Source organism: Cellulomonas sp. FA1, from assembly GCF_000986825.1.
Lineage (GTDB): Bacteria > Actinomycetota > Actinomycetes > Actinomycetales > Cellulomonadaceae > Cellulomonas > Cellulomonas iranensis.
On record NZ_LBMY01000001.1, the window covers coordinates 3,776,062 to 3,799,457 of the forward strand.

The 23,396-nt window shown below is 76.7% G+C and carries 18 protein-coding genes and 1 tRNA gene; 12 read left to right on the forward strand and 7 right to left on the reverse strand.

Features of this window, described 5'->3' with window-relative positions; genetic code table 11:
• The first annotated feature begins 116 nt into the window (after positions 1 to 116).
• Positions 117 to 2,687, forward strand: coding sequence for a penicillin acylase family protein (locus GY42_RS17025; RefSeq protein WP_046530214.1), 2,571 nt, complete (start codon positions 117 to 119; stop codon positions 2,685 to 2,687).
• A gap of 50 nt (positions 2,688 to 2,737) precedes the next feature.
• On the opposite strand, the gene GY42_RS17030 is transcribed toward GY42_RS17025, so the two are convergent.
• Positions 2,738 to 3,397: a 5-formyltetrahydrofolate cyclo-ligase gene (locus GY42_RS17030; RefSeq protein ID WP_046530215.1), complete on the reverse strand. Its 660-nt coding sequence runs from the start codon at positions 3,395 to 3,397 to the stop codon at positions 2,738 to 2,740.
• 134 nt (positions 3,398 to 3,531) lie between these two features.
• Here GY42_RS17030 and GY42_RS17035 point away from each other — a divergent pair, with 134 nt between their 5' ends.
• From GY42_RS17035 to GY42_RS17050, 4 genes are all read left to right on the forward strand, one after another.
• Positions 3,532 to 4,776, forward strand: coding sequence for a molybdopterin molybdotransferase MoeA (locus tag GY42_RS17035; protein WP_046530216.1), 1,245 nt, complete (start codon positions 3,532 to 3,534; stop codon positions 4,774 to 4,776).
• A 35-nt stretch (positions 4,777 to 4,811) separates the two neighbouring features.
• Positions 4,812 to 5,414: a GNAT family N-acetyltransferase gene (locus GY42_RS17040; protein WP_046530217.1), complete on the forward strand. Its 603-nt coding sequence runs from the start codon at positions 4,812 to 4,814 to the stop codon at positions 5,412 to 5,414.
• Between the two features lie 93 nt (positions 5,415 to 5,507).
• Positions 5,508 to 6,674 carry a hypothetical protein gene (locus tag GY42_RS17045; protein ID WP_046530218.1) on the forward strand — a complete coding sequence of 389 codons (1,167 nt, stop codon included), beginning with the start codon at positions 5,508 to 5,510 and terminating at the stop codon, positions 6,672 to 6,674.
• A gap of 102 nt (positions 6,675 to 6,776) precedes the next feature.
• A tRNA-Ala gene (locus tag GY42_RS17050) sits at positions 6,777 to 6,852 on the forward strand.
• 198 nt (positions 6,853 to 7,050) lie between these two features.
• On the opposite strand, the gene GY42_RS17055 is transcribed toward GY42_RS17050, so the two are convergent.
• The 3 genes from GY42_RS17055 to GY42_RS17065 all read right to left on the reverse strand — a co-directional run bounded on the left by GY42_RS17055 (position 7,051) and on the right by GY42_RS17065 (position 10,338).
• The gene (locus tag GY42_RS17055) at positions 7,051 to 7,977 is read right to left on the reverse strand and encodes an alpha/beta hydrolase family esterase (protein ID WP_082131632.1); all 927 of its coding nucleotides are present in this window, start codon (positions 7,975 to 7,977) and stop codon (positions 7,051 to 7,053) included.
• A 160-nt stretch (positions 7,978 to 8,137) separates the two neighbouring features.
• On the reverse strand, positions 8,138 to 9,211 hold the full coding sequence (locus tag GY42_RS18475; protein ID WP_052748485.1) for a methyl-accepting chemotaxis protein: 1,074 nt from the start codon (positions 9,209 to 9,211) through the stop codon (positions 8,138 to 8,140).
• Between the two features lie 113 nt (positions 9,212 to 9,324).
• Positions 9,325 to 10,338: a YeiH family protein gene (locus GY42_RS17065; protein WP_046530220.1), complete on the reverse strand. Its 1,014-nt coding sequence runs from the start codon at positions 10,336 to 10,338 to the stop codon at positions 9,325 to 9,327.
• 216 nt (positions 10,339 to 10,554) lie between these two features.
• On the opposite strand from GY42_RS17065, the gene GY42_RS17070 reads away from it, so the two are divergent.
• Together GY42_RS17070 and GY42_RS17075 are read left to right on the forward strand one after the other, a co-directional pair.
• Positions 10,555 to 11,484 (forward strand): LysR family transcriptional regulator, encoded by a 930-nt coding sequence (locus GY42_RS17070; protein WP_046530221.1) that lies wholly within the window; start codon positions 10,555 to 10,557, stop codon positions 11,482 to 11,484.
• 136 nt (positions 11,485 to 11,620) lie between these two features.
• Positions 11,621 to 13,018 carry a UTP--glucose-1-phosphate uridylyltransferase gene (locus GY42_RS17075; RefSeq protein ID WP_046530222.1) on the forward strand — a complete coding sequence of 466 codons (1,398 nt, stop codon included), beginning with the start codon at positions 11,621 to 11,623 and terminating at the stop codon, positions 13,016 to 13,018.
• A 98-nt stretch (positions 13,019 to 13,116) separates the two neighbouring features.
• On the opposite strand, the gene GY42_RS17080 is transcribed toward GY42_RS17075, so the two are convergent.
• Positions 13,117 to 13,383: a GlsB/YeaQ/YmgE family stress response membrane protein gene (locus GY42_RS17080; protein WP_046530223.1), complete on the reverse strand. Its 267-nt coding sequence runs from the start codon at positions 13,381 to 13,383 to the stop codon at positions 13,117 to 13,119.
• A gap of 176 nt (positions 13,384 to 13,559) precedes the next feature.
• Here GY42_RS17080 and GY42_RS17085 point away from each other — a divergent pair, with 176 nt between their 5' ends.
• A complete protein-coding gene (locus tag GY42_RS17085; protein ID WP_046530224.1) occupies positions 13,560 to 15,053 on the forward strand; it encodes a family 20 glycosylhydrolase in 1,494 nt (497 codons plus the stop codon).
• Position 15,054: 1 nt separating this feature from the next.
• Here the strand turns inward: GY42_RS17085 and GY42_RS17090 are convergent, their stop codons facing one another.
• Positions 15,055 to 16,980, reverse strand: coding sequence for a dolichyl-phosphate-mannose--protein mannosyltransferase (locus tag GY42_RS17090; protein ID WP_046530225.1), 1,926 nt, complete (start codon positions 16,978 to 16,980; stop codon positions 15,055 to 15,057).
• Between the two features lie 280 nt (positions 16,981 to 17,260).
• On the opposite strand from GY42_RS17090, the gene rsmI reads away from it, so the two are divergent.
• Entirely contained in the window at positions 17,261 to 18,133 is an 873-nt protein-coding gene (gene rsmI, locus GY42_RS17095; protein WP_046531186.1) for a 16S rRNA (cytidine(1402)-2'-O)-methyltransferase, read from the forward strand.
• Positions 18,134 to 18,242: 109 nt separating this feature from the next.
• On the opposite strand, the gene GY42_RS17100 is transcribed toward rsmI, so the two are convergent.
• Positions 18,243 to 18,851, reverse strand: coding sequence for an isochorismatase family protein (locus tag GY42_RS17100; RefSeq protein WP_046530226.1), 609 nt, complete (start codon positions 18,849 to 18,851; stop codon positions 18,243 to 18,245).
• Positions 18,852 to 19,196: 345 nt separating this feature from the next.
• On the opposite strand from GY42_RS17100, the gene GY42_RS17105 reads away from it, so the two are divergent.
• The 3 genes from GY42_RS17105 to GY42_RS17115 all read left to right on the forward strand — a co-directional run bounded on the left by GY42_RS17105 (position 19,197) and on the right by GY42_RS17115 (position 23,337).
• On the forward strand, positions 19,197 to 20,510 hold the full coding sequence (locus tag GY42_RS17105) for a PQQ-dependent sugar dehydrogenase (protein WP_082131633.1): 1,314 nt from the start codon (positions 19,197 to 19,199) through the stop codon (positions 20,508 to 20,510).
• 91 nt (positions 20,511 to 20,601) lie between these two features.
• Entirely contained in the window at positions 20,602 to 22,389 is a 1,788-nt protein-coding gene (gene metG / locus GY42_RS17110; RefSeq protein WP_046530227.1) for a methionine--tRNA ligase, read from the forward strand.
• Positions 22,390 to 22,404: 15 nt separating this feature from the next.
• A complete protein-coding gene (locus tag GY42_RS17115; protein WP_046530228.1) occupies positions 22,405 to 23,337 on the forward strand; it encodes a TatD family hydrolase in 933 nt (310 codons plus the stop codon).
• Positions 23,338 to 23,396 lie beyond the last annotated feature (59 nt).

Sequence of the window (23,396 nt, forward strand, 5' to 3'; positions counted from 1 at the left end):
GTGCGCTGCGGCGTGCGGCCGGAGCACTCCTCGCGGGTCCTGCGGCTTGGCACTCTCGGGGTCCGAGTGCCAACTGTACGCCTCCCGTCAAGCGGCCCCGCGGGTACCCTGCGAAGGTGCCCCGTCGCCATCGTCTGCGGACCGCGTCCGTCGTCGTCGCCGTCGTCGTCGTGCTCGCGCTGCTGGCCACCGCGCTCGTGACGACCCTCCTCGTGCGCCGCCCCCTGCCCGAGGTCTCGGGCACCCTCGAGGTCCCCGGCCTCGCGGCCGACGTGCAGGTCACGCGCGACGCACGCGGCGTGCCGACCATCGTCGCGGGCTCGACCGACGACCTGTTCCGCGCGCAGGGGTACGTCACCGCGCAGGACCGCTTCTTCGAGATGGACTACCGCCGGCACGTCACCGCCGGGCGGCTGTCCGAGCTCGTCGGCGCGAACGAGCAGGCCCTCGAGGCGGACAAGGTGATCCGCACGCTCGGCTGGCGGCGCGTCGCCGAGCAGGAGTGGGACCTGCTCACCGACGACACGCGCGGCTACCTGCAGGCGTACGCCGACGGCGTCAACGCCTACCTGGCCGACCGCGACCCGGGCGCGATCGCCGTCGAGTACACCGTGCTGGGCCTGCGCGTGCCGCAGACCGCGCCCGCGCCGTGGGACCCGGTCGACTCGCTCGCGTGGCTCAAGGCCATGGCGTGGGACCTGCGCTCCAACTACGACGCCGAGCTCGAGCGCGCCATGACGTACCGCGCGGTGCCCGACGTCGCGCGCGTCGAGGAGCTCTTCCCCGCCTACCCGCAGGACCAGCACCTGCCGATCGTCACCGCGACCGACGTCGCGGACGGTGCGGCCACCGTCGCCGACGGCGCCGGCCTCGCGCTCGCCGACGACGCGCTGCAGGACGCGCTCGCGGCGGCGGACCGCGCGCTCGCCGCGGTGCCGCAGCTCGTCGGCCGGGGCGAGGGCGTCGGCTCGAACTCGTGGGTCGTCGCGGGCGACCACACCGCGTCCGGCAAGCCGCTGCTCGCCAACGACCCCCACCTGGGCATCTCGGCCCCCGGCATCTGGTCGCAGGTCGGGCTGCGCTGCGCCGACGTCGCGGCGGACTGCCCGTTCGACGTCACGGGGTTCGCGCTCGCGGGCCTGCCCGGCGTGATCATCGGCCACAACGGCGACCTCGCGTGGGGCCTGACGAACATGGGCGCCGACGTCACCGACTTCTTCCTCGAGCGCGTCGACGGCGACCGCGTGCTCGTCGACGGCGAGCGGCGCCCGCTGCAGGTGCGCACCGAGACGATCTCCGTCGCGGGCGGCGACGACGTCGAGCTCGAGGTCAGGGCCACGGCGCACGGCCCGATCGTGTCGGACGTGCTCGACCTCGACGGCGTCGCGCGCGGACCCGTGCCCGACGACGCGCCCGGCTCACGCTTCGAGGTCGCGCTCGCGTGGACCGCCCTGACGCCCGGCCGCACGGGCGACGCCGTCTTCGCGATGATGACGGCGTCCGACGCGGCCGACGTCGCCGCGGCGGCCGTCCTGTTCGAGGTGCCCGCGCAGAACATCGTCTTCGCGACGACCGACGGGCACATCGGCTACCAGGCGCCCGGGCGCGTGCCCGTGCGGGCCGTCGTCGACGGACCCGTGCCGTCCGACGGCACCTGGCCCCGTCCCGGCTGGGACTCGCGCTACGACTGGCAGGGGTGGGTCGAGCCCGCCGACATGCCGCGCGTGCTCGACCCCGCCGAGGGCTTCGTCGTGGCCGCCAACCAGGCCGTCACGCGCGCCGGCGAGGGGCCGTTCCTCGCCCGGGACACCGACTACGGCTTCCGCAGCCAGCGCATCCGCGACCTGCTCGCGCAGCAGATCGCCGCGGGCGACAAGGTCGACGTCGCCTCGACCGCGGCGCTGCAGACCGACCGGCACAGCCCCTACGCCGACGTCCTGGTGCCGGCGCTGCTCGAGGTCGAGCTCGACGACGCGTTCGACGCGGGCGGCCAGGAGCTGCTGCGCACGTGGGACCGGTCGATGGACCCGGACTCGGCGGCGGCCATGTACTTCGCGGCCGTGTGGGCGCAGGTCCTCGAGCTGACGTTCACGGACGACCTGCCCGCCGGGCACGGCCCCGACGGCGGCTCGCGGTGGCTCGAGGTCGTGCACGGCATGCTCGAGGACCCCACGTCGCCGTGGTGGGACGACCGGACGACGTCGGGCGTCGTGGAGGGCCGCGACGACGTGCTCGCGCGTGCGCTCGTCAACGCGCGCCACGAGCTGACCGCGCACCTCGGCAGCCGCACCGACGACTGGGCCTGGGGCAAGCTGCACGTCGCCGCGCCCGAGCACCCCGTGCTCGGTGGCGAGGGCGTGCCGGGCGTCGTGCACGCGCTCGTGAACCCGCGTGCGCAGCGCGTCGGCGGCGGGTCGTCGATCGTCGACGCGACGGCCTGGGACGCCGCGAGCGGGTCGTACGCCGTGACGGCGGCCCCGTCGATGCGCATGGTCGTCGACCTCGGCGACCTCGACTCCTCGACGTGGGTGAACCTCACGGGCACGTCGGGCCACCCCGCGAGCGTGCACTACACCGACCAGCTCGAGGCGTGGGCGCGGGGCGAGCAGTTCGCGTGGCCCTACTCCGGGGCCGCGGTCGAGGCCGACGCGGTCGCCCACCTGACGCTCACGCCCGCGCGCGACTGACCCCGGACGGCGCGCCCGCCCGGCGCCCTGACGTCAGGGGGACGTCGCCGTCAGGCGTCGGGCGCGCCCGGTCCGAGCCGCCGCCAGCCGGTCGGCGTCGCGACGGCCGTGACACCCACGTCGTGGGGTGCGCGCGGCACCGACCCGAGCACCTCGTCCTCGTGGACAAGCGCGACCACGGGCACGCCCGGGCGCACGTGCGCCAGCACGCGGTCGTACCAGCCGCCGCCCTGCCCCAGGCGGCCGCCCGCCGCGTCGACCGCCAGCGCGGGCACGAGCACCACGTCCGCGTCGGCCAGCGCGGCGGCGCCCAGCGGTTCGCCGCCCGGCTCGGGCGGGCGGCCGGGGGCGCGCTCGCGCAGGTCGTCGGGGCCCGCGTACTCGGCCCAGTCGCGCTGCAGGCCCGTGCCCAGCACGGGCAGCAGGAGCCGCACGCCGCGCGCCGCGAGCACCTCGACCAGGGGGCCCGTGCCGGGCTCGGTCGGGCGGGACGCGTAGACGCTCACGCAGCGCGCGCCGGCCACCTCGGGGATCGTCAGCACGACGTCCGCGAGCCGCTGCGCGACCTCCGAGCGCTGCCGCGCCGAGCGGTGCGCGCGCTGCTCGCGGATCCGGCGCCGCAGCCGGTCCTTCTCCTCCGACGGGTCGCGGGGTCGTGCGCGTCGCGCCACCTCGTCCGCAGGGGAGGGGGGCTGGGCGACGGCGCTCATGGCACCAGTGTCTCAAAGTCCGGCCCCGCCGACCCGGACCGAGGTCATGCCCGTGGTGCGGCGCACGTGCCCGGCGAGGCCCGGTCGCGCGCGCCGGTCGCGGCGCACGGCCGCCCGGCAGGCACAATGCGCGCATGAGGACGGTCCAGGACCATCTCGCCGCCGTGCTGGCCGCCGCCGCACCCGTGGCGCCGCTCGACGTCGTGCTGCACGACGCGACCGGCTGCATCCTCGCGGCCGACGTGGTCGCGTCGGTCGACGTCCCGGCCGTCGCGGTCGCGGCGCGCGACGGCTACGCGGTCGCCGCGCACGACACGTACGCGTCGGGGGCGCAGGGCCCCGCGCTGCCGGTCGCGCACGACCTGCACGCCGGCAGCCCCGCCGGCCTGCGCCACGTCGGCGGCACGGCCGTGCGCGTCGCGTCGGGGGCGCCGCTGCCGCTGGGCGCCGACGCGGTCGTCCCCGTCGAGGAGACCGACCGCGGGCAGGCGCGGGTCGCGTTCCAGCGCGTCGCGACGGCGGGGCAGCACGTGCGGGTCGCCGGAGCGGACGTGCGCGCGGGCGAGACCGTGCTGACGGCGGGCACGCGGCTCGGGGCCCGCCAGATCGCGCTCGCGGCGGCCCTGGGGCGTGGGCGGCTGCGCGTGCACCCGCGCCCGCGCGTCGTGCTGCTGTCGGTGGGGTCCGAGCTGATCGAGCCGACGAGCGCCGCCCGCCCGGGCACGGTCTTCGAGGCCGACGGGCACGCGCTGGAGGCGGCCGTGCGGGACGCGGGCGCGACGCCCGTGCGGGTCGGCGCCGTCCCCGACGAGCTGGCCGCGCTGCGCGAGGCGCTCGAGGACCAGCTCGTGCGCGCCGACCTCGTGGTCCTCACGGGTGGGCTGTCCGAGCTCGCGCACGACACCGTGAAGGACGTCCTCGCACCGCTCGGCACGGTGCGGCTCGACCAGGTCGCGATGACGCCCGGCCTGCGGCACGGGTTCGGCACGGTCGGTGCGCACGGCCTCGACGTCGTCGACGCGGGCGGGCGGACGGTACCGCTGTTCGCGCTGCAGGGGCACCCGGTCGCGGCGCAGGTGTCGTTCGAGGTGTTTGTGCGGCCGGCGCTGCGCGCGATGGCCGGGCACGCCGAGCTGTTCCGCCCCTCGGTGGCCGCCGTCGCCACCGAGGGCTGGGCGTCGCCGCCCGGGCTGCGGCAGTTCGTGCCCGCCAGCGTGCTCGGATCCCCCGACGAGGGGTACCGTGCGACCCCGATCGGTGACCCGTCCGCCCCGTCGACCACGGCGCTCGCGCACGCCAACGCGCTGGCCGTCGTGGGGGAGGGGGACCTGGCGGTGCACCCGGGCAGCGTGCTGCACTGCCTCGTCCTCGAGGGGTGAGCCGCGCCCGTCGTCGCGCGGAAGGAGCGTGAGCCGTGGCCGTGGGGTGGCCCGTGGAGCTGGTCGACGGTGACGTGCGGCTGCGGCCGCTGCGGCGCCGCGACGGCGACGCCTGGATGCGCCTGCGCGCCGAGAACGTCGGCTGGCTCGAGCCGTGGGACGCGACGAGCCCCGAGCCGGTGCGCGGCCCGCGGCCCACGTTCGGGCAGTTCGTGCGCGCGCTCGCCGCGCAGGCGCGCGACGGGCAGGCGCTGCCGTTCGCGGTCGAGCACGAGCGCGCGCTCGTCGGGCAGCTCACGGTGTCGTCGATCCAGTACGGGTCGCTGCGGTCCGCGGCGATCGGCTACTGGGTGTCGCGGCACGTCGCCGGGCGTGGCATCACGCCCACCGCGGTCGCGCTCGCGACCGACCACTGCTTCGGCGCCCTGGGCCTGCACCGCGTCGAGGTCAACATCCGGCCCGAGAACGGGCCGTCGCTGCGCGTGGTCGAGAAGCTCGGGTTCCGCGACGAGGGGCTGCGCGAGCGCTACCTGCACATCCAGGGCCGCTGGCGCGACCACCGGACGTTCGCGCTGACCACGGAGGACGTGCCCGAGGGGCTCGTGGCCCGCTGGCACCGGCGGCGCGCGCACGCCTGACGCGTCCCATTAGCACCGCCCCGGTCGGGTGGGTCGGCGCGACACGCCGCACCGGTGCGACGTCGCGGGCGCCGTGCCCCCTACCGTCGTGACGTGAACGATCTCGCAGGCCCCGCAGCGCTCGCGCTCGTGGGCCTGTGGGCGGCGTACCTGGTGCCGCACCACCTGCGGCACCGGCAGCGACTGCTGGAGGCCCGGGCCGACGACCGGTTCTCCACGGGGCTGCGCGTCGTGGCGGTGGCGAGCAGCACGCGTCGCCGTCTGGGGCGTGGAGCCGCGGCAGCCGGCATGTGGGGGCCGAGCACCAGATCACTGCTCACCCCGGGGACGGGGGTGCCGGCGACGTCCGCCGGCACGGCGACAGGAGGCAGGACCGTGGACCGACCGCACGCCACACCCGAGCGCATCTCCGCCGAGGCCGCGCGCCGGCTGGCGCAGGCCCGTGCGTCGCGTGCCGCCGCGGCCGCGCGGCGGGGTGCGGCCGCGCGCCGCCGCGGTCTGCTGGCCGCCGTCCTGGTCGCCGCGACCGTGGCCGGCTGGGTCGTGACGGGCCTCGTGCCCGCCGCGACGTGGCTCGCCGGGGCCGTGCCGTCGGCGCTGCTCGCGTCCGTCGTCGTGCTGGGCCGCCGTGCCGTGATCGCCGGTCAGGTGGCGGACGCCGAGTGGGCCGCGACGATCGAGCGCGAGGAGCGGCTGGCCGCCCGGCCCCGCACCGGCGCGACCCCGACGGTCCGCGCCCGCACGGGGGCGACGCCCGTGGTGCGCCCGCGGACGGGTGCGACGCCCGTCGCTCGCACGGAGTCCGAGCTCGAGGCGCCCGTGCCGCTCGTCACCGGGTACGCGGTGCGGCCCTCGGACGCGCACACCGAGGTGTTCGAGCGCATCGTCGCCGACCGCGGCGAGTCGAGCGGGCCCGCGCGCCACGCGACCGGCCAGGTGCCGGTCGTGCGCCGGGACGCGCAGGGCACCGCGACCGAGGCCGTGCCCGCGGTCGACGCTGCGTCGCAGGACGAGGACGCGTGGTCGCCGGTGCCCGTGCCGCGCCCGACGTACACGATGAAGGCGTCCGCGCCGCGCCGCGACCCCGCGCCGCTCGGCGAGGGTGACGCGGACGCGTCGACCGCGCGCAGGCCGGCCGACGCGCCCGCGGGCGACACGGCCGCCCCCGCGGCCGAGACGGTGGCCGAGCCGGTCGCGGAGACGACCGGCAGCATCGACCTCAACGCGGTGCTCGCGCGCCGCCGCGCGGCGGGGCAGTAGGCGACGGAGCCGGGTCGCCGCGCACGCGTGTGACGTGCGTCGCGACGGCCCGGCCCGGTTTCGTCGTGGGGCCCGCGGGGTGCTAGTGTGATCCCGCTTCAAGGGGCTGTGGCGCAGTTGGTAGCGCGTCTCGTTCGCAATGAGAAGGTCAGGGGTTCGAATCCCCTCAGCTCCACCACGACGCTCGGACTCGACACACGAGTGAGCGGCGTCGCCGAGAGTGAGTCACGAAGAGCCCGCCGGTCACGGCGGGCTCTTCGTGCGTCCGGGGCCGGTGGAGCAGCCGACGGATGTGGTCGGGGTGCTCGGCGCCACCCGCACCACGTCGCGGACGGGCTCGATCGCGAGCCCGTCCGCGAGGTGGTGCAGCTGGACGTCAGGCCTCGCGTCCGTGCGCCAGCATCCACGCGGTCACGTCGGGGGCGAACGCGTCCGACCACGTCGGGCCGTGCGCGCCGCCCACGATCGTCCACAGGCCGACCTCGGTGCCGTGGGAGCAGGACCAGCTGCTCGTCACGGTCTCGGGGCCGGCGAGCGTCGAGTCGTAGTCCGCGGTGCCGAGGGTCGGGCTGGCGTCGCACTCGTCGATCGCCCGCCAGTCCGCGACCGTCTGCTCGGCCCCCGGGTAGGGCGCCCCCGGGCCGACGCTGCCGCCCTCGTAGCGGATGACCTCGTCGGTGTCCGCCTGGACCTGCAGGACGCTGACGGGCCGGCCCGGGGCGCACGCCGACGGATCGGCGTCGTTCGCACCGGCGACCGACACGGCCGCGGCGATCAGGTCGGGGTGGTGGCACGCCATGCGCAGCGCCATGAACGCGCCGTTCGAGTGCCCGATGACGAAGACCCGCTTCGGGTCCACCGCGTACTGCGCCTGGACCGTCTCGATGACGCGGGTCACGAAGCCGTCGTCGTCGGGGTCGGCACCGTCGAAGGAGCAGCAGGCGGGCGTCGCGTTCCAGTACTGCTTGCCCGCCCTGTCGACGAGGCCCTCCGGGTAGGCGAGCAGGAACCCCTGCTCTTCCGACTGGTCGCGCAGGCCGAGGTAGGTGGCCGTGCTCGCGCCGACCTCCGAGTAGCCGTGCAGCGACACGACCAGGGGCGCGGGTTCGTCGGCGTCGTACCCGGAGGGGACGTCGAGGGTGAAGGAGCGGTCGTCGAGGTCGACCGTTCCCGAGCTGCCGGGTGCGACCCGGGTGGGGGTCGGTGTCGGCGCGGCGGCGTCGGAGCCGCCGGTGCACGCGGCCAGCAGGAGCAGCACGGCCGCGGCCCATGCGGCGGTCTTTCGGGCGGACGTCGTCGTCATCGGCGGATGATGGCGCAGGTCAGAGGGATGGGGCAAGCCAGCCCCGGGGCGCCGCTCGTCCTGCAGTGCGGACGCGAGAGCGGTGACCGGTCTGTCTCGCCACGGGCCGGTGGCGAGGGCGGGGCCGGCTCCCCCGGGGGGCGAGGGAGCCGGCCCGGTCTCAGCGCCCGAACAGCTCGTGCAGCCGCGCGGCGCGGCCCGTGGCGTCCTCGGCCGACGCGCGCAGCTCGCCGACCGCGAGCACGGTGGTCCCGGCGGCGGCCGCGACCGCGCCGATGTCGCGGCTCATGCCGTCGGCCACGGCCGACTGCTCCTGCACGGCGGTCGCGACGGTCGCCTGCCGCTCGCGCACGTCGTCGATGCGGCCCACGATCTCGCCGATCGCGTCGGCCGTGCGGCCCGTGGTCGCGGTGATCGCGTCGACCATCTCGGTGATCTCGCCGATCGCCTCGTGCGTGCGGTCCGCGAGCGACTTGACCTCGCCCGCGACGACCGCGAAACCGCGCCCGACCTCGCCCGCGCGCGCCGCCTCGATCGTCGCGTTGAGGGCCAGCAGGTGCGTCTGCTCCGCGATCGACGTGATGAGCTTGCTCATCGCGCCGATGCGGCCCACGACGGTGGACAGCTCGGACAGCCGCTCGCTCGCGGTCGCGGCGGACTCGACCGCGTGCGCGGTGCCGTCGGCGGCCGCGGTCGTGCCGACCGCGATCTCGTGGATGCTCGCGGACATCTGCTCCGAGGCGGCGGCGACCGCGCCCGCGCGTGCCGACACGTCGTCGGCGTCGGACGCGAGCCGGTCGGCGAGCGTCGAGAGCGACGTCGACGACGTCAGCAGCTCGTCGGCGACCACGCGCGTCTCGCGCTCCTGCCGCTGCCGGGCGGTCACGTCGTCCCACACGCCCACGAACCCCTCGGGCAGCCGGTCGACGACGACCTCGAGCTCGACCTGCCCGGCCTCGACGGGCACCGAGACGACGACGCGGGCGGGGAACGTCGTCGACGACCGCACCACCTCGGCCAGGCGGTCGCGCAGGGCGCCCATGACGTGCGCGCCGTGCTCGCGCACGATGCGCCCCGAGAGCGCGTCGCCCGCGCGGTTGCGCTGCACGACCTCGCCGCGGTCGTCGGTCACGAGCAGGGGAGCGGGCAGCGCGTCGAGCACGGTGTGGGCGCCGAGCCGGGCGACGAGGGGCGCCAGGTCGTCGGGGACGGGGCGGCGGCGGGTCGCGAACATCGGGGTCTCCTCCGGGACGGAACTGCCGTCCGATCGGCCGCGGGCCGCGGGGACTGACGGTTCGGCGGGAGGTCGGGACGATCGTCCTGCGCCGTTCGGGTGGCGCGGCGCGCTCAGGTGGCGAGCAGGACGCCGACCGCCGCGAGGCCCGCGACCCACGCCGTGGACAGCGCCGCCAGCACGACCGGGCGCAGCCCGACGGCCCGCAGCGCGGCGAACCGCACGCCGCACCCGAGCGCGAACATCGCGGCGGTGAGGAGCGCGGTCTGCGCGGTCCCGGCCGCGGCGAGCAGCCCGTCCGGCAGCGGGACCGTGGACCGCACGACGACCATCGCGAGGAACCCGGCCACGAACAGCGGCACGACCGGGGGGCGGCGTCCCGTCGTCGTGGGGCCGTCCGCCGCGCGCACGGCGCGGCGGCGGTGCAGCGCGAGCGCCGCCACGACGGGTGCGAGCAGCAGCACGCGCGCGAGCTTGACGACGACCGCCGCCGTGAGCGCGGCGCCGCCGAGGGCCCCGCCGACCGCGACGACCTGCGCGACCTCGTGCACCGACGCGCCGGCCCACGCCCCGGCGCGCGCGTCGCGCAGCCCGAGCAGCGGTGCGAGCAGCGGGACGAGACCGATCATGAGGGTGCCGAAGACGACGACGAGGGCGACGGCCGTCACGGTGTCCTGCTCGGCCTCGTCGTCCGGGTCGGTGACGCCCGCCGCCGCGGCGACGGCGGCCGCGCCGCAGATCGAGAACCCGCACGCGACGAGCACCGCGAGGTGCGTCGGGACGCGCAGCGCGCGCCCGAGCGCGAGCGTGCCGAGCACGCCCCCGGCGACGACGACCACGACGACCGCGAGCAGCGGCGCCCCGAGCGCGGCGACGTCCGCGAGCGCGAGCCGCAGGCCCAGCAGCACGACGCCCACGCGCAGCAGGCGGCGGGCCGCGACGGCGAGGCCCGGCCCGGCGGCCGCCGGGGCACCCGTGGTGTTGGCGAGCACGACGCCCAGCGCGATCGCGACGACGAGCGGGCTGACGCCGGGCAGCACGTGCGCTGCGCCGAGCGACGCCAGGGTCGCGGCGGCGCACAGCGCGAGCCCCGGGGTGAGCGCGCGGCCCGGCGCAGCGCGCGGCACGCGAGGGTCGTCGGGGGAGAGGTGGGGGCGGGGCGGGCCGTGGCGCCGGGGGTGGTGGCGCGCGTGCGGTGCGGGGTGACGCGGGTCGGGACGGGTGGCACCCCGCCAGGGTGCGCGTCGCGCGGGCGCGGCAGTAGGGGCAGAACCCGCGCGGGGCACAACGTACGCTTGTGGCCGGACGGTGGAGGTCCGGACCGAGCACCCCGAGGAGGGCACGTGCACCGTGAGCCCGACCTCGCGGCGCTGCGCGCCCTCGCGCTCGTCGCCGAGCTCGGCAGCCTCTCGGCCGCCGCCGACCGGCTGGGCGTCAGCCAGCAGGCCGTGTCGCTGCGGGTCCGCGGCCTCGAGGGCACGCTGCGCACGCAGCTCCTCGTGCGCTCGGCCCGCGGCTCGCACCTCACGCGCGAGGGGCAGCTGGTCGTCGGGTGGTCGGCGGGCCTGCTCGCCGCGGCGGACGACTTCACGGGCGTCGTGGGCGCGCTGCGCGCCGACCGCGAGCGCACCGTGCGCGTCGCCGCGAGCCTCACGATCGCCGAGCACCTGCTGCCCGGGTGGGTCGCGCGCTGGCGGGCCGAGCGCGGCGACGACGACGTCGTCGTCCGCCTCGAGTCCGTGAACAGCGCCGCCGTGGTCGAGGCCGTGCGCGCGGGGCAGGTGGACCTCGGTTTCGTCGAGACCCCGTCGGTGCCGTCCGACCTGGGCTCCGCGACGTTCGGCCACGACACCGTCGAGGTCGTCGTGCCGCGTCACCACCCCTGGGCCGTCGCGGGGACCGTGCGGGCCGTCGAGCTCGCCGCCACCCCCCTCGTGCTGCGCGAGCCGGGCAGCGGCACGCGCCGCGCGCTGGAGGACGCGCTCGCCGGGGCGGGGCACCCGCTGCACGCGCCGCCGGCGGCCGTGCTGCCCACGACCCTCGGCGTGCGCAGCGCCGTCATGGCGGGCGTCGGCCCCGGCGCCCTCAGCGCGCTCGCGGTCGCCGACGACGTGCGCGCGGGCCGGCTCGCGCGCGTCCGCGTGCACGCCCTGCGGATCACGCGCCCCCTCACGGTCCTGTGGGCGGGCGCGCGGCCGTCGGACGCCGCCGCGGACCTGGTCCGGGTGGTCCGCGAGGACGCCGACCGCACGCCCCTCGGCGCGCGGCACTGACCGCGCCGGGCCCGGCTCGCCGGGCCCGGGACCCCGCTGACCTGGACCGGCGTCCGTGACGCGGACGCTGCCGACGTCCCGGCCCGACGACCCTGCCCGACGGGTCCGACACGCCGCGGACCCCTAGTGTCGAGCCATGAACGGACTCGCCCTCGCCCAGCAGAAGATGCGTGACGCCGGCGTTCCCACGGCCGCGGTCGACGCGTTCACCCGGTTCTACGGCCTCCTCGAGAGCGGCAGCACGGGAATCGTGCGGGAGGCCGACGTCGACCCGCTGACCGACGTCCCCCGGCTCGCCGACCTCGACGTGGACCCCGACGCGGCCCGCGAGGCGCTCGCGCGGACCGCGGTCGTCAAGCTCAACGGCGGGCTCGGCACGTCGATGGGCATGGACCGGGCCAAGTCGCTGCTGCCCGTGCGCGGCGACCGCACGTTCCTCGACGTCATCGCCGACCAGGTGCTCGCCGCCCGCGCGGCCACCGGCGCGCGGCTGCCGCTCGTGCTCATGAACTCGTTCCGCACGCGCGACGACAGCCTCGCGGCGCTCGCCGCCCACCCCGCCCTCGCGGTCGACGGCGTGCCGCTCGACTTCCTGCAGAACCGCGAGCCCAAGCTGCTCGTCGACGGGCTCGCGCCCGTCACGTGGGAGGCGGACCCGTCGCTCGAGTGGTGCCCGCCCGGCCACGGCGACCTGTACCCGGCGCTGCACGCGTCGGGCGTGCTCACGGCGCTGCTCGACGCGGGGTTCCGCTACGCGTCGGTCTCGAACTCCGACAACCTCGGGGCGACCCCGGACGCGCGCGTCGCCGGCTGGTTCGCCGCCACCGGTGCGCCGTTCGCCGCCGAGGTCGCGCGCCGCACGCCCGCCGACCGCAAGGGCGGCCACCTCGTGGTGCGCCGCGCCGACGGGCGCATCGTGCTGCGCGAGACCGCGCAGACCCACGCCGACGACGCCGACGCGGCCGCCGACATCGCGACGCACGCGTTCTTCAACACCAACAACCTGTGGCTCGACCTCGAGGCGCTCGCCGCCGAGCTCGAGCGGACGGGCGGCGTCCTCGACCTGCCGCTCATCCGCAACGAGAAGACCGTCGACCCCACCGACAAGACCTCACCGCGGGTCGTGCAGATCGAGTCCGCGATGGGCGCCGCGATCGAGGTGTTCGACGGGGCCGCGGTGCTCGAGGTCGGGCGCGACCGGTTCCTGCCCGTCAAGACGACCAACGACCTGCTCGTGCTGCGCTCCGACGTCTACGCCGAGGACGACGCGCACCGGCTCGTCGCGCGGGTCGACGCGCCGTTCGTCGACCTGGACCCCGCGCACTACGCGCTCGTCGGCGACTTCGACCGGCACGTGCCGCACGTGCCGTCGCTGGTCGAGGCCTCCTCGCTGCGCGTGCGCGGCGACTGGACCTTCGGCGCCGGGGTCACGGTGCGCGGCGACGCCGTGCTCGACGGCGACGGCGGACGCGTCCCCGACGGCGCGACGCTCGACGCGACGGGAGTGGCCGCCGCGGCGGACCTCGCCCGCTGAGGCCCGGGGGCCGGGCCCGCGCGTCCCCGTGGCCCGGACGCACGAGGGCGGTCCGACCCCGGTGGGTCGGACCGCCCTCGTCCTGCGTGCGGGTGGCGTCAGCGACGGCGCCCCGCCGAGCCGACGTACAGGCTCACGAGGATCGCCGCGAGGGCGACCTGGATGACGATCTCCAGCACGTCGACGCCCTTGGTCTCGTTCCAGCCGACCAACGACGCGATCCACGTGCCGATGAGTGCCGCGACGATCCCGATGATGATCGTCACGAGGATGGAGATGTGCTGCTTGCCGCGCACGACCAACCGGCCGAGCGCGCCGATGATCGCGCCGACCACGATCGCGCTGATGATGCCGTTGACGTCCATGGTGTGCTCCTCGCTCCCCGTCGACCGACGACCGGCCTGGGAGCAAAGTAGGACGGGTCGGGCGGTCCCGCCCGTCGAGCGGCCCGTCACGACCGGCTCGCGCGTCCGGCCCACCCGCGGCGCCCCGGAGGGGTAGGTTGCGCAGCGCCGGTGCCGTCCGTCCCCGAGGGAGTCCCGTGTCCGACGTCGTCGCCGTGGTGCCCGCCCCGCTCGTCGTCGAGCCGTCGTCGCGCCCCCCGTTCGTCATCACGCCCTCGACGGTCGTCGTGGTCGACGCGGCCGACGACCTCGTCCCGGTCGCGGTGCTCACCGCCGACATGCTCGGCCGTGCGAGCGGCCGCGCCGTCGAGGTGAGCCACGCCGACCTCGGCACCCCCGGGGTCGTGCACCTGCGCCTCGTGGACGACCTCCCGCCCGGCGACGAGGCGTACCGCGTGGTCGCGGGCGACGGCCGCGTGCGGCTCGAGGCCCGGACCGTCGACGGCCTCGTGCACGCCGTCGTCACGCTGCGCCAGCTGCTGCGCCCGCTCCCCGGGGGCGGCGTGCAGGTCGCGGCCGTGCGCGTCGAGGACGCGCCGCGCTACGCGTGGCGCGGCCTGTCGGTGGACGTCGCGCGGCACTTCGTGAGCGTCCCGGACCTCAAGGTCGTCATCGGCCTCATGGGGCACTACAAGCTCAACGTGCTCCACCTGCACCTCACGGACGACCAGGCCTGGCGGCTCGACCTGCCCTCGCGGCCCGAGCTGGTGCGGCGCGCGAGCGCCCGCTCGGTGGGCGGCGACCCCGGCGGGCACTACTCGCGCGCCGACTGGGACGAGATCCTGGCGTACGCGCACGCCCGGGCCGTCCGCGTGGTGCCCGAGCTCGACGTGCCGGGGCACGTCAACGCCGCGCAGCACGCCTACGGCGAGCTCAACCCCGACGGTGAGCCCGCCGACGAGTACCTCGGCATCGAGGTGGGGTTCTCGCGCCTGCACGACGACCTGCCGGCCACGCACGCGTTCCTCGCCGACGTCTTCGGGGACCTCGCCGAGATGACGCCCGGCGAGCACCTGCACATCGGGGGCGACGAGGTCCTCGCGATGGGGCGCGACGAGTACGAGCGGCTCGTGCGGTCCGCCGCCGCCGCGGTCACCGCGCACGGCAAGCGGGTCGTCGCGTGGCAGGAGGTCGCGTCGGTGCCGGACCTGCCGCCCGGCACGGTCGTGCAGTACTGGGACACGCGCGTCGACCCGGCGCCGTTCGTGCGCGCCGCGCACGCCGGTGCGCGGATCCTGCTGTCGCCCGGCTCGCGCGTGTACCTCGACATGAAGTACGGGCCCGACTTCCCCCTGGGGCTGGAGTGGGCCGGGCACGTCGAGCTCCGCGACGCCTACGAGTGGGAGCCCGCGACCCTCGTCGACGGGCTGCCGCCCGAGGCCGTCGCCGGGGTCGAGGCGGCGGTGTGGACGGAGACGCTGCGGACGCTCGACGACCTCACGACCATGCTCCTGCCGCGGCTCGCGGCCGTCGCCGAGGTCGCGTGGAGCGACCCCGCGCGTCGGGACTTCGACGACTTCACCGAGCGGCTCGCCGCGCACGGCGAGCTCTGGGACCGGCTCGGGCTCGCGTGGCACCGCTCGCCGCAGGGCCGCTGGGCGGCACCCGTCGCGCCCGACCCGGCGGTCTGACTCAGATCCAGGTGGGCAGCCACATGCGCACGTGCCACTGCTGCCACGGGATCACCCAGCCCGCCCACACCGGGTAGAAGAACAGCCCGACACCCGCGACGACCGCGACGAACACGCCGACGGCGACGACGGTCGCCCGCCGGGCGCGCCGCTCGCGCGCCGTGCCGTCGGGCTCGACACGCGGCCCGACCAGCAGCCCCAGCACGTACACGAGCGTGAGCACGACCCACGGCACGAACGCGACCGTGTAGAACGTGAAGATCGTGCGGTGCGCGTACGCGAACCACGGCACCCAGCCGGCGAGCAGCCCGGACAGCACGGCGCCGGCGCGCCAGTCGCGGTAGCGCACCAGCCAGAACAGCGCCACGAGCACCGCGGCCGCGCCGGCCCACCACAGCACCGGGTTGCCGACGGCGAGGATGGCCTGCGAGCACGAGTCCGCGCCGCACGCCTGCCGCGCCGCGTCCCCCGTGAGGCCCGAGACCTCGGTGGGGTAGTAGAACGACGTGGGTCGCCACTGCACGATCCACCCCAGGGGGCCGGCCGCGTAGGAGTGCGGCGTCTCCAGCCCGTTGTGGAACCGCCACATGTCCTGGTGGTACGCCCACAGCGAGCGCAGCGCCGGCGGCAGCCACGTCACGCCCTCGCCGGGGTGGCTCGCCGCCCACTGCCGGTTCCAGCCGTCGTTCGACGCGAACCACCCGGCCCACGACGCGACGTACGTCAGCAGGGCGGTGGGCACCATGACGAGGAACGCGACGACGGCGTCCTTCACGAGGGTCGCCCGGACCCAGGGCGCCACGCCCGCGGACCGGCGCGCGGTCGCGTCCCACGCGACCGTGAGCAGCCCGAACACCGCCAGGAAGTACAGGCCCGACCACTTCGTGCCGATCGCCAGGCCGAGCGCGACACCGGCCGCGAGCCGCCACCAGCGGAACCCCAGCCCCGGGCCCCAGCGCAGCGGGTGCCCGGCGTCGAGGAGCGCCGCGGTGCGCGTCGCGAGGCGCCGTCGGGCCTGCTCGCGGTCGAGGATGAGGAAGCCGAACGCCGCGAGGACGAAGAACATGAGGAACGGGTCGAGCAGGCTGATCCGCGACTGCACGATCGCCTGCCCGTCGAGCGCGAGGAACAGCCCCGCGACCGTCCCGAGCGCCGTCGAGGCGAACAGCCGCCGCGCGATGCGCGCGATCATCAGCACCGCGAGCGTGCCGCACACCGCCGCGGCCAGCCGCCACGCGAACGAGCTCTCGACGCCGCCCCCCAGGCGCATGCCCAGCGCGATCATCCACTTGCCGACCGGCGGGTGGACCACGTACTCCGGGTCCGTGCCGAGCATGCTGGTGTCGCCCGCCTCGAACCGCGGGTTGGGCTCGTCGCCCCACGACGCCTCGTACCCGCGGACCAGCAGCGAGAACGCCTGCTTGACGTAGTACGTCTCGTCGAACACCAGCGCGTGCGGGCGTGCGAGGTCCCAGAACCGCAGGACCCCGCCGAACGCCGTGACGGCCAGCGCCCAGAGCCACCCGGTGAGCCGCGCGCGGGGCGTCGCGTCGAGCGCGAGCGTGCCGGCGCCGAGCAGGCGGCGCAGCAGGCGCGGCTCGTGGGGCTCGTCGGGCTCGTGCGCGAGGGCGTCGGCCGTGGGCGCGCCGTCCGTGGGCGCGCCCTCCGCGAGGGGTGTCAGCACGGTCGTGGCCGACGCCCCGGACGCCGCCGTGGCGCCGTCGGGCCGTGCGGACGCCGCGTCGTGGTGCCGCGCGCCCGGGGCCGGCGTCGCGTCGTCGGGCGGCAGCGGGGCGGGGTCGTCCGGCGGACCGGCGGTCGACGTGCGGTCGCTCGCGGCGTCGGGTGGGAGCGCGTCCGCCGTCGGGTCCAGGGGCGCCCCCTGCCCCGTCGGCTGGCGCTCGGTGGCGTCTCCGTCGGTCGACACGGGGCCATCGTAGGGGTACGCGCACCGGGCGATCCGGACGTCCCGACGCGGGCCTCGACCCGCGGCGGACGGGCCGCGTCGCGGGTCGCGCCCGGGCGGGTGGGAGGCTGGTGCGGTGACCCCCACGACCTCGTCCGCGGACGCACCCGAGCCCGGCGTCGACCCCGCCCGCGCGAGCGGCGCCGAGACCGATCTCGAGACCGCCGTCGTGACCGATCTCGGGACGGACGTCGAGACCGACGTCGTGCTCGACGTCGCCGACGGTCCCGGCGCCGACGCGGTGCGGGCCCACGGCCCGGCGGGTCGCTCGGTGCGCGGCGGCGCGCTCGTGCTCGCGGCCACGCCCATCGGCGACGCCGAGGACGCGTCCGCACGGCTGCGGCGCCTGCTCGCCGACGCGGACGTCGTGGCCGCGGAGGACACGCGCCGCACGCGCGCGCTGGCCGCGCGCCTCGGCGTGACGATCGGCGGGCGCGTCGTCAGCCACCACGAGCACAACGAGGCGGGGCGCTCGGACGACCTGCTCGACGTCGTCGCGCGCGGCGGCACGGTGCTGGTCGTGACGGACGCCGGCATGCCGACGGTGTCCGACCCGGGGTTCCGCGTCGTGCAGGCGGCCGTCGCGGCGGGTCTGCCCGTCACGGTCGCGCCCGGCCCGTCGGCCGTGCTCGCGGCGCTCGCGCTGTCGGGCCTGCCGACCGACCGGTTCTGCTTCGAGGGCTTCCTGCCGCGCAAGCCCGGCGAGCGGTCACGCGCGCTCGCGGCCCTCGCGACCGAGCGCCGCACCATGGTGCTGTTCGAGGCGCCCCACCGCACCGCCGACGCGCTCGACGCGCTCGTCGTGGCGTTCGGTCCCGACCGGCCGGGCGCGGTGTGCCGAGAGCTCACCAAGACGTACGAGGAGGTCCGCCGCGGCCCGCTCGCCGAGCTCGCGCGGTGGGCGCACGCGGGCGACGTGCGGGGCGAGGTCGTGCTGGTCGTCGGTGGCGCCCCCGAGGCCGGTCCGCGCGACGCAGCCGACCTCGTGCCCGAGGTGCTCGCGCGCGTCGACGGCGGCGAGCGGCTCAAGGCCGTCGTCGCCGAGGTCGCCGAGGCGGCGGGTGTGCCGAAGCGTGACCTCTACGCGGCCGCGCTCGCGGCGCGCCGCTCCTGACGGGCGCGGCACGACCACCGGACCGCCCACGTCGGGGCGCCGCCGGGGGTGACCGCCCGGCGGTCGGGCCCCTGCCCGCCGCCGGTGCGGTGCGGCGGGCCGGTCGTGCTCAGAGCGCGTCGGACGCGACCAGCTCGGCGCCCGCGGCGGCCATCGCGTCGCGCGCCGCCGCGCCCTGCTCGGGCGTGACGGGCACCGTGAGGTCGGTCAGCACGCGCGCCCGCAGGCCCAGCGTGAGCGCGTCGAGCGTGGTCGCGCGCACGCAGTGCGACTCGGCGATCCCGACGACGTCGACGTCGGTGACCCCGGCGTCGAGCAGCAGCGCACCGAGCGCGCGCCCGTCTGCGTCGACGCCCTCGAAGCCCGAGTAGGCGGCCGCGTACTCGCCCTTGCGGACGCTCGCGTCGGGGCGCAGGTCGGCGAGGGCCGGGTGCAGCTCGGCCTCGGCGGTGCCGACGACCGCGTGCGGCGGCCACGTGTCGACGTAGTCGGGGTCGTCGGAGAAGTGCGCCCCCGGGTCGACGTGCCAGTCCTGCGTGGTCACGACGAGCGCGTACCGGTCGCGGTGCGCGGCCGCGTACCGGGCGATCGCCGCGGCCACGGCGTTCCCGCCCTCGACCGGCAGCGCGCCGCCCTCGCGGAACGTCGGCTGCACGTCGACGACGAGCAGCGCCCGCGTCCCGTCCGTGCCCGTGGCGGGCCCCTCGTCACGCGTCATGCACCCATCCTGCCCGCCACGACGCCACGACGTCCCCTCCGGCTCCTCCCACCCGCCGCACCCGCCCCCGTCTCCCCGCGCCCCGTCCCACCCGCCCCGCGCGGGCTCCGCCCCCGCGACCTCCCGCCACCTCCGCCGCACCTGCTCCTCGACGGACAGCGGCACGGACCACGGACACCGGCACGCACCTGTCCGTCGACCCGCACCGCTGTCCGTCGGCGTGGGTGGGGTGCGCGCGGGCGGAGGTGCTGGTGTCCGCGCGGACCGCCGCCCGGTGGGCTTCGTGGTCGGCCGGTGCGGGGCGGGCGCGTGCGGTCCGCCCCGGCCGCGGGCACAGTGGGGTCGATGACGACGGAGCGACCGGGCCACGGCACGCGACGGGAGCCGGGCGCCGAGCCGGCGACGGGCCGCGTGACCGGGCGTGCGGCGACGCGGGGTGCGGTGCGCGGCGCGGTCTCGCTGCTCGTGGCGGTCGCGCTCGCGGGCTGCGGGGCCGGCGGCTCCGCACCGACGGCGGACGTCACGGCGAGCGGGTCGGTGACGCCCACGCCGACACCGTCCGTGACGCCCTCGTCGACCCCGTCCGACGCCCCGGCCCCGGCCGTGCGCGACGTGCCGACGGTCGAGGTCACGTCCGTGCAGGACGTCGTCACCGGTCTCGACGCGCCGTGGGGCCTGGCCTTCCTGCCGGACGGGCGTGCGCTGGTGACGCTGCGCGACGCGGCACGGCTCGTGCTGGTCGGCGCGGACGGTGCGGTGACCGACGTGACCGGTCCGGGTGCCGACGAGGTCGCGGCGACCGTCGTGCCGCGCGGCGAGGGCGGTCTGCTCGGCGTCGCGGTCGTCCCCGGCGACGCCGCGCCCGGAGGTCCCGTCGACGTCGTGCTGTACGCGACGGCCGCGCAGGACAACCGGGTCCTGCGCGCGACGCTCGACGGCGCGACGCTCGGACCGGTCCGCACCGTGCTCGACGGCATCCCGAAGGGCGCGAACCACAACGGCGGGCGGCTCGCGTTCGGGCCCGACGGGTACCTGTACGTGACGACGGGCGACACGTACCGGACGGCCCTGGCGCCGGACCCCGCGAGCCTGGGCGGCAAGGTGCTGCGCGTCACTGCCGACGGCGCGCCCGCGCCCGGCAACCCCGACCCCGGCTCGCCGGTGTGGACGCGGGGGCACCGCAACGTCCAGGGCATCGGCTGGGCGCCCGACGGCCGTGCCGTGGCCTCCGAGTTCGGGCAGGACACGTGGGACGAGCTCAACGTGCTGCACGCGGGCGGCGACTACGGCTGGCCGGGGGTCGAGGGGCGGGGCGGTGCCGCCGGCGGCGCCGTCGACCCCGTCGCGGTGTGGGCGACGTCGGACGCGTCGCCGTCGGGCCTGGCCGTCACCGACGAGGGCGTGTACCTCGCGGGGCTGCGCGGGCGCACGCTGTGGCGGGTACCGCTGCGGCCCGTCGACCCCGCGACCCTCGCCGACCCCGCCGCCGACGCTGCCGGGTTCGGCGAGCCGCAGCCGCTGCTCGCGGGCGAGCACGGGCGGCTCCGCGCGGTGGCGGTCGCGCCCGACGGGGCGCTGTGGGTGCTGACGAGCAACACCGACGGGCGCGGCGACCCGGCCGACGGCGACGACCGCGTGCTGCGCGTCACGGTCGGCTGAGGCCGCGACGCCAGGCCGCCCGACGTCCGGCCCGCGTCCGGCCCGCGGGAACCGCGTCGAGGACGACGGGCCGCCCACCTAGGATCGACGCATGTCCCGCATCCTGTCGGCCGTCGCGTGGCCCTACGCGAACGGCCCCCGCCACATCGGTCACGTCGCCGGCTTCGGCATCCCCTCGGACGTCTTCAGCCGGTACATGCGCATGGCGGGGCACGACGTGCTCATGGTGTCGGGCACCGACGAGCACGGGACGCCGATCCTCGTGCAGGCGGACAAGGAGGGCGTGACCGCGCAGGAGCTCGCAGACCGCTACAACCGCGTCATCGTCGAGGACCTCACGCAGCTCGGCCTGTCGTACGACCTGTTCACGCGCACCACGACGCGCAACCACTACGCGGTCGTGCAGGAGATGTTCCGCACGGTGCACAAGAACGGCTACATGGTCGAGCGCACCACGATGGGCGCGGTCAGCCCGTCGACGGGTCGCACGCTGCCCGACCGCTACATCGAGGGCACGTGCCCCATCTGCGGGTACGACGGCGCGCGCGGCGACCAGTGCGACAACTGCGGCAACCAGCTCGACGCGATCGAGCTGAAGAACCCGCGCAGCCGCATCAACGGCGAGACGCCGAAGTTCGTCGAGTCGGAGCACTTCTTCCTCGACCTGCCGGCGTTCGTCGACGCGCTGGGGGACTGGCTGCGCACGCGCACCGAGTGGCGCCCGAACGTGCTGAAGTTCTCGCTCAACCTGCTGGACGACGTGCGTCCGCGCGCCATGACGCGCGACATCGACTGGGGCATCCCGGTGCCGCTCGACGGCTGGGAGCAGAACCCCAACAAGCGCCTGTACGTGTGGTTCGACGCGGTCATCGGGTACCTGTCCGCGTCGATCGAGTGGGCGCGCCGCACGGGCGACCCCGAGGCGTGGCGGCAGTTCTGGAACGACACGGACGCGCGCTCGTACTACTTCATGGGCAAGGACAACATCACGTTCCACTCGCAGATCTGGCCGGCCGAGCTGCTCGGCTACGCCGGTCGCGGGTCGAAGGGCGGCGCGCCCGGCCCGTACGGGCTGCTGAACCTGCCGACCGAGGTGGTCTCGAGCGAGTTCCTCAACGTCGAGGGAAAGCAGTTCTCGACGTCGCGCGGCCGCGTGATCCTGGTCCGCGACATGCTCGCGCGCTACCAGCCCGACGCGCTGCGCTACTACATCTCGGTGGCGGGCCCCGAGACGCAGGACGTCGACTTCACGTGGGCGGAGTTCAAGCGCCGCACGAACGACGAGCTGGTCGCGGGCTGGGGCAACCTGGTGAACCGCACCGCGAGCATGGTGCACAAGAACTTCGGCGAGATCCCGGCCCCCGGGCCGCGCCTGGCGGTCGACGAGGCGCTGACGGCGGAGATCACGACCGCGTTCGGGCGCGTCGGCGACCTCGTGGGCACGCACCGGCAGCGCCAGGCGCTGCAGGAGGCGATGCGCGTGGTCGGCGAGGCCAACCGCTACGTGTCCGAGACCGAGCCGTGGAAGCTGAGAGGCGACCGCGAGCGGCTCGCGACCGTCCTGCACACGACGACGCAGGCCGTGAGCGACCTCAACACGCTGCTCGCGCCGTTCCTGCCGCACAGTGCGCAGGCCGTGCACGAGGCGCTCGGCGGCACCGGGACGTTCTCGCCGCAGCCGCGCATCGAGGAGGTCACCGACCTCGACGACGACACGCGGCACTACCCGGTCATCACGGGCGACTACCGCTCGGTGCGCGGCACGTGGCAGCCGCGCGCGGTCGTGCCGGGCACCAAGGTCGACAAGCCGACGCCGGTGTTCACCAAGCTCGACGACGCGATCGTCGAGGAGGAGCTCGAGCGGCTCCGGCAGTCCTGACCCGGGACGCCTGACGTGGCACGCAAGCAGCGCGAACGGGGCTGGCCCCCGCCGCCCGAGCCCCTCCCGTCGCCCGTCGTCGACGACCACACGCACCTCGAGTCGGTCGTCGGCTGGCGGGCGGACGGCTGGGACCCGGCCGACGCCGCCGCCCACCCGGACCTCGCGGCGCACCTCGCGCGCGCGGCCGCGGTCGGCGTGCCGCGCATGGTGCAGGTCGGCTGCGACCTCGACGCGGTCGCGTGGACCGACGCGGTGGTGCGCGAGCACCCCGCGCTGCTCGGCGCGGTCGCGATCCACCCGAACGAGGCGGTGCTGCACGCGGGGGTCCGGGAGGTCGCGCCCGACGGCCTCGACCCCGACCCGCAGCCGCGGCACGACGTCCCGCTCGACGACGCGCTCGCGGCCGTCGCGGCGGTCGCGCGCGACAACCCGCGCGTGCGGGCGATCGGGGAGACGGGGCTCGACTTCTTCCGCGCCGGGCCGCGCGGGCGCGAGGTGCAGCGCGAGGCGTTCCGGGCGCACGTCGCGCTCGCCAAGGAGCTCGGGCTGGCGCTGCAGATCCACGACCGCGACGCGCACGACGACGTCGTCGACGCGCTGCGCCGCGACGGGGCCCCCGAGCGCACGGTGTTCCACTGCTTCTCGGGTGGCGTCGACCTCGCGCGCGTGTGCGCCGACGAGGGCTGGTTCTGCTCGTTCGCCGGGCCGGTGTCGTTCCCCGCCAACGAGGACCTGCGCGCGGCGCTGCGCGAGCTGCCCGCCTCGCTCGTGCTGGTCGAGACGGACGCGCCGTACCTCACGGTGCACCCCTTCCGCGGGCGACCCAACGCGCCGTACCTGCTGCCGGGCACCGTGCGCACGGTCGCCGAGGTCACGGGGCGCCCGCTGGCGGACGTGTGCGCGCAGGTCGGCGGGGTCGCGGCGCAGGTGTACGGGGCGTGGTGAGCCGGCGGGCCGCTCGCGCGCGCGTGCGCCGGGGTGGTGGCGACGGTCACGGATCGGTT

Coding starts and splice junctions, on each gene's coding strand:
- GY42_RS17030 (WP_046530215.1), bottom strand. CDS start 3,397: ATGAGCGCCGTCGCCCAGCCCCCCTCCCCTGCGGACGAGGTGGCGCGA.
- GY42_RS17035 (WP_046530216.1), top strand. CDS start 3,532: ATGAGGACGGTCCAGGACCATCTCGCCGCCGTGCTGGCCGCCGCCGCA.
- GY42_RS17055 (WP_082131632.1), bottom strand. CDS start 7,977: ATGACGACGACGTCCGCCCGAAAGACCGCCGCATGGGCCGCGGCCGTG.
- GY42_RS18475 (WP_052748485.1), bottom strand. CDS start 9,211: ATGTTCGCGACCCGCCGCCGCCCCGTCCCCGACGACCTGGCGCCCCTC.
- GY42_RS17075 (WP_046530222.1), top strand. CDS start 11,621: ATGAACGGACTCGCCCTCGCCCAGCAGAAGATGCGTGACGCCGGCGTT.
- GY42_RS17080 (WP_046530223.1), bottom strand. CDS start 13,383: ATGGACGTCAACGGCATCATCAGCGCGATCGTGGTCGGCGCGATCATC.
- GY42_RS17100 (WP_046530226.1), bottom strand. CDS start 18,851: ATGACGCGTGACGAGGGGCCCGCCACGGGCACGGACGGGACGCGGGCG.
- GY42_RS17105 (WP_082131633.1), top strand. CDS start 19,197: ATGACGACGGAGCGACCGGGCCACGGCACGCGACGGGAGCCGGGCGCC.
- metG (WP_046530227.1), top strand. CDS start 20,602: ATGTCCCGCATCCTGTCGGCCGTCGCGTGGCCCTACGCGAACGGCCCC.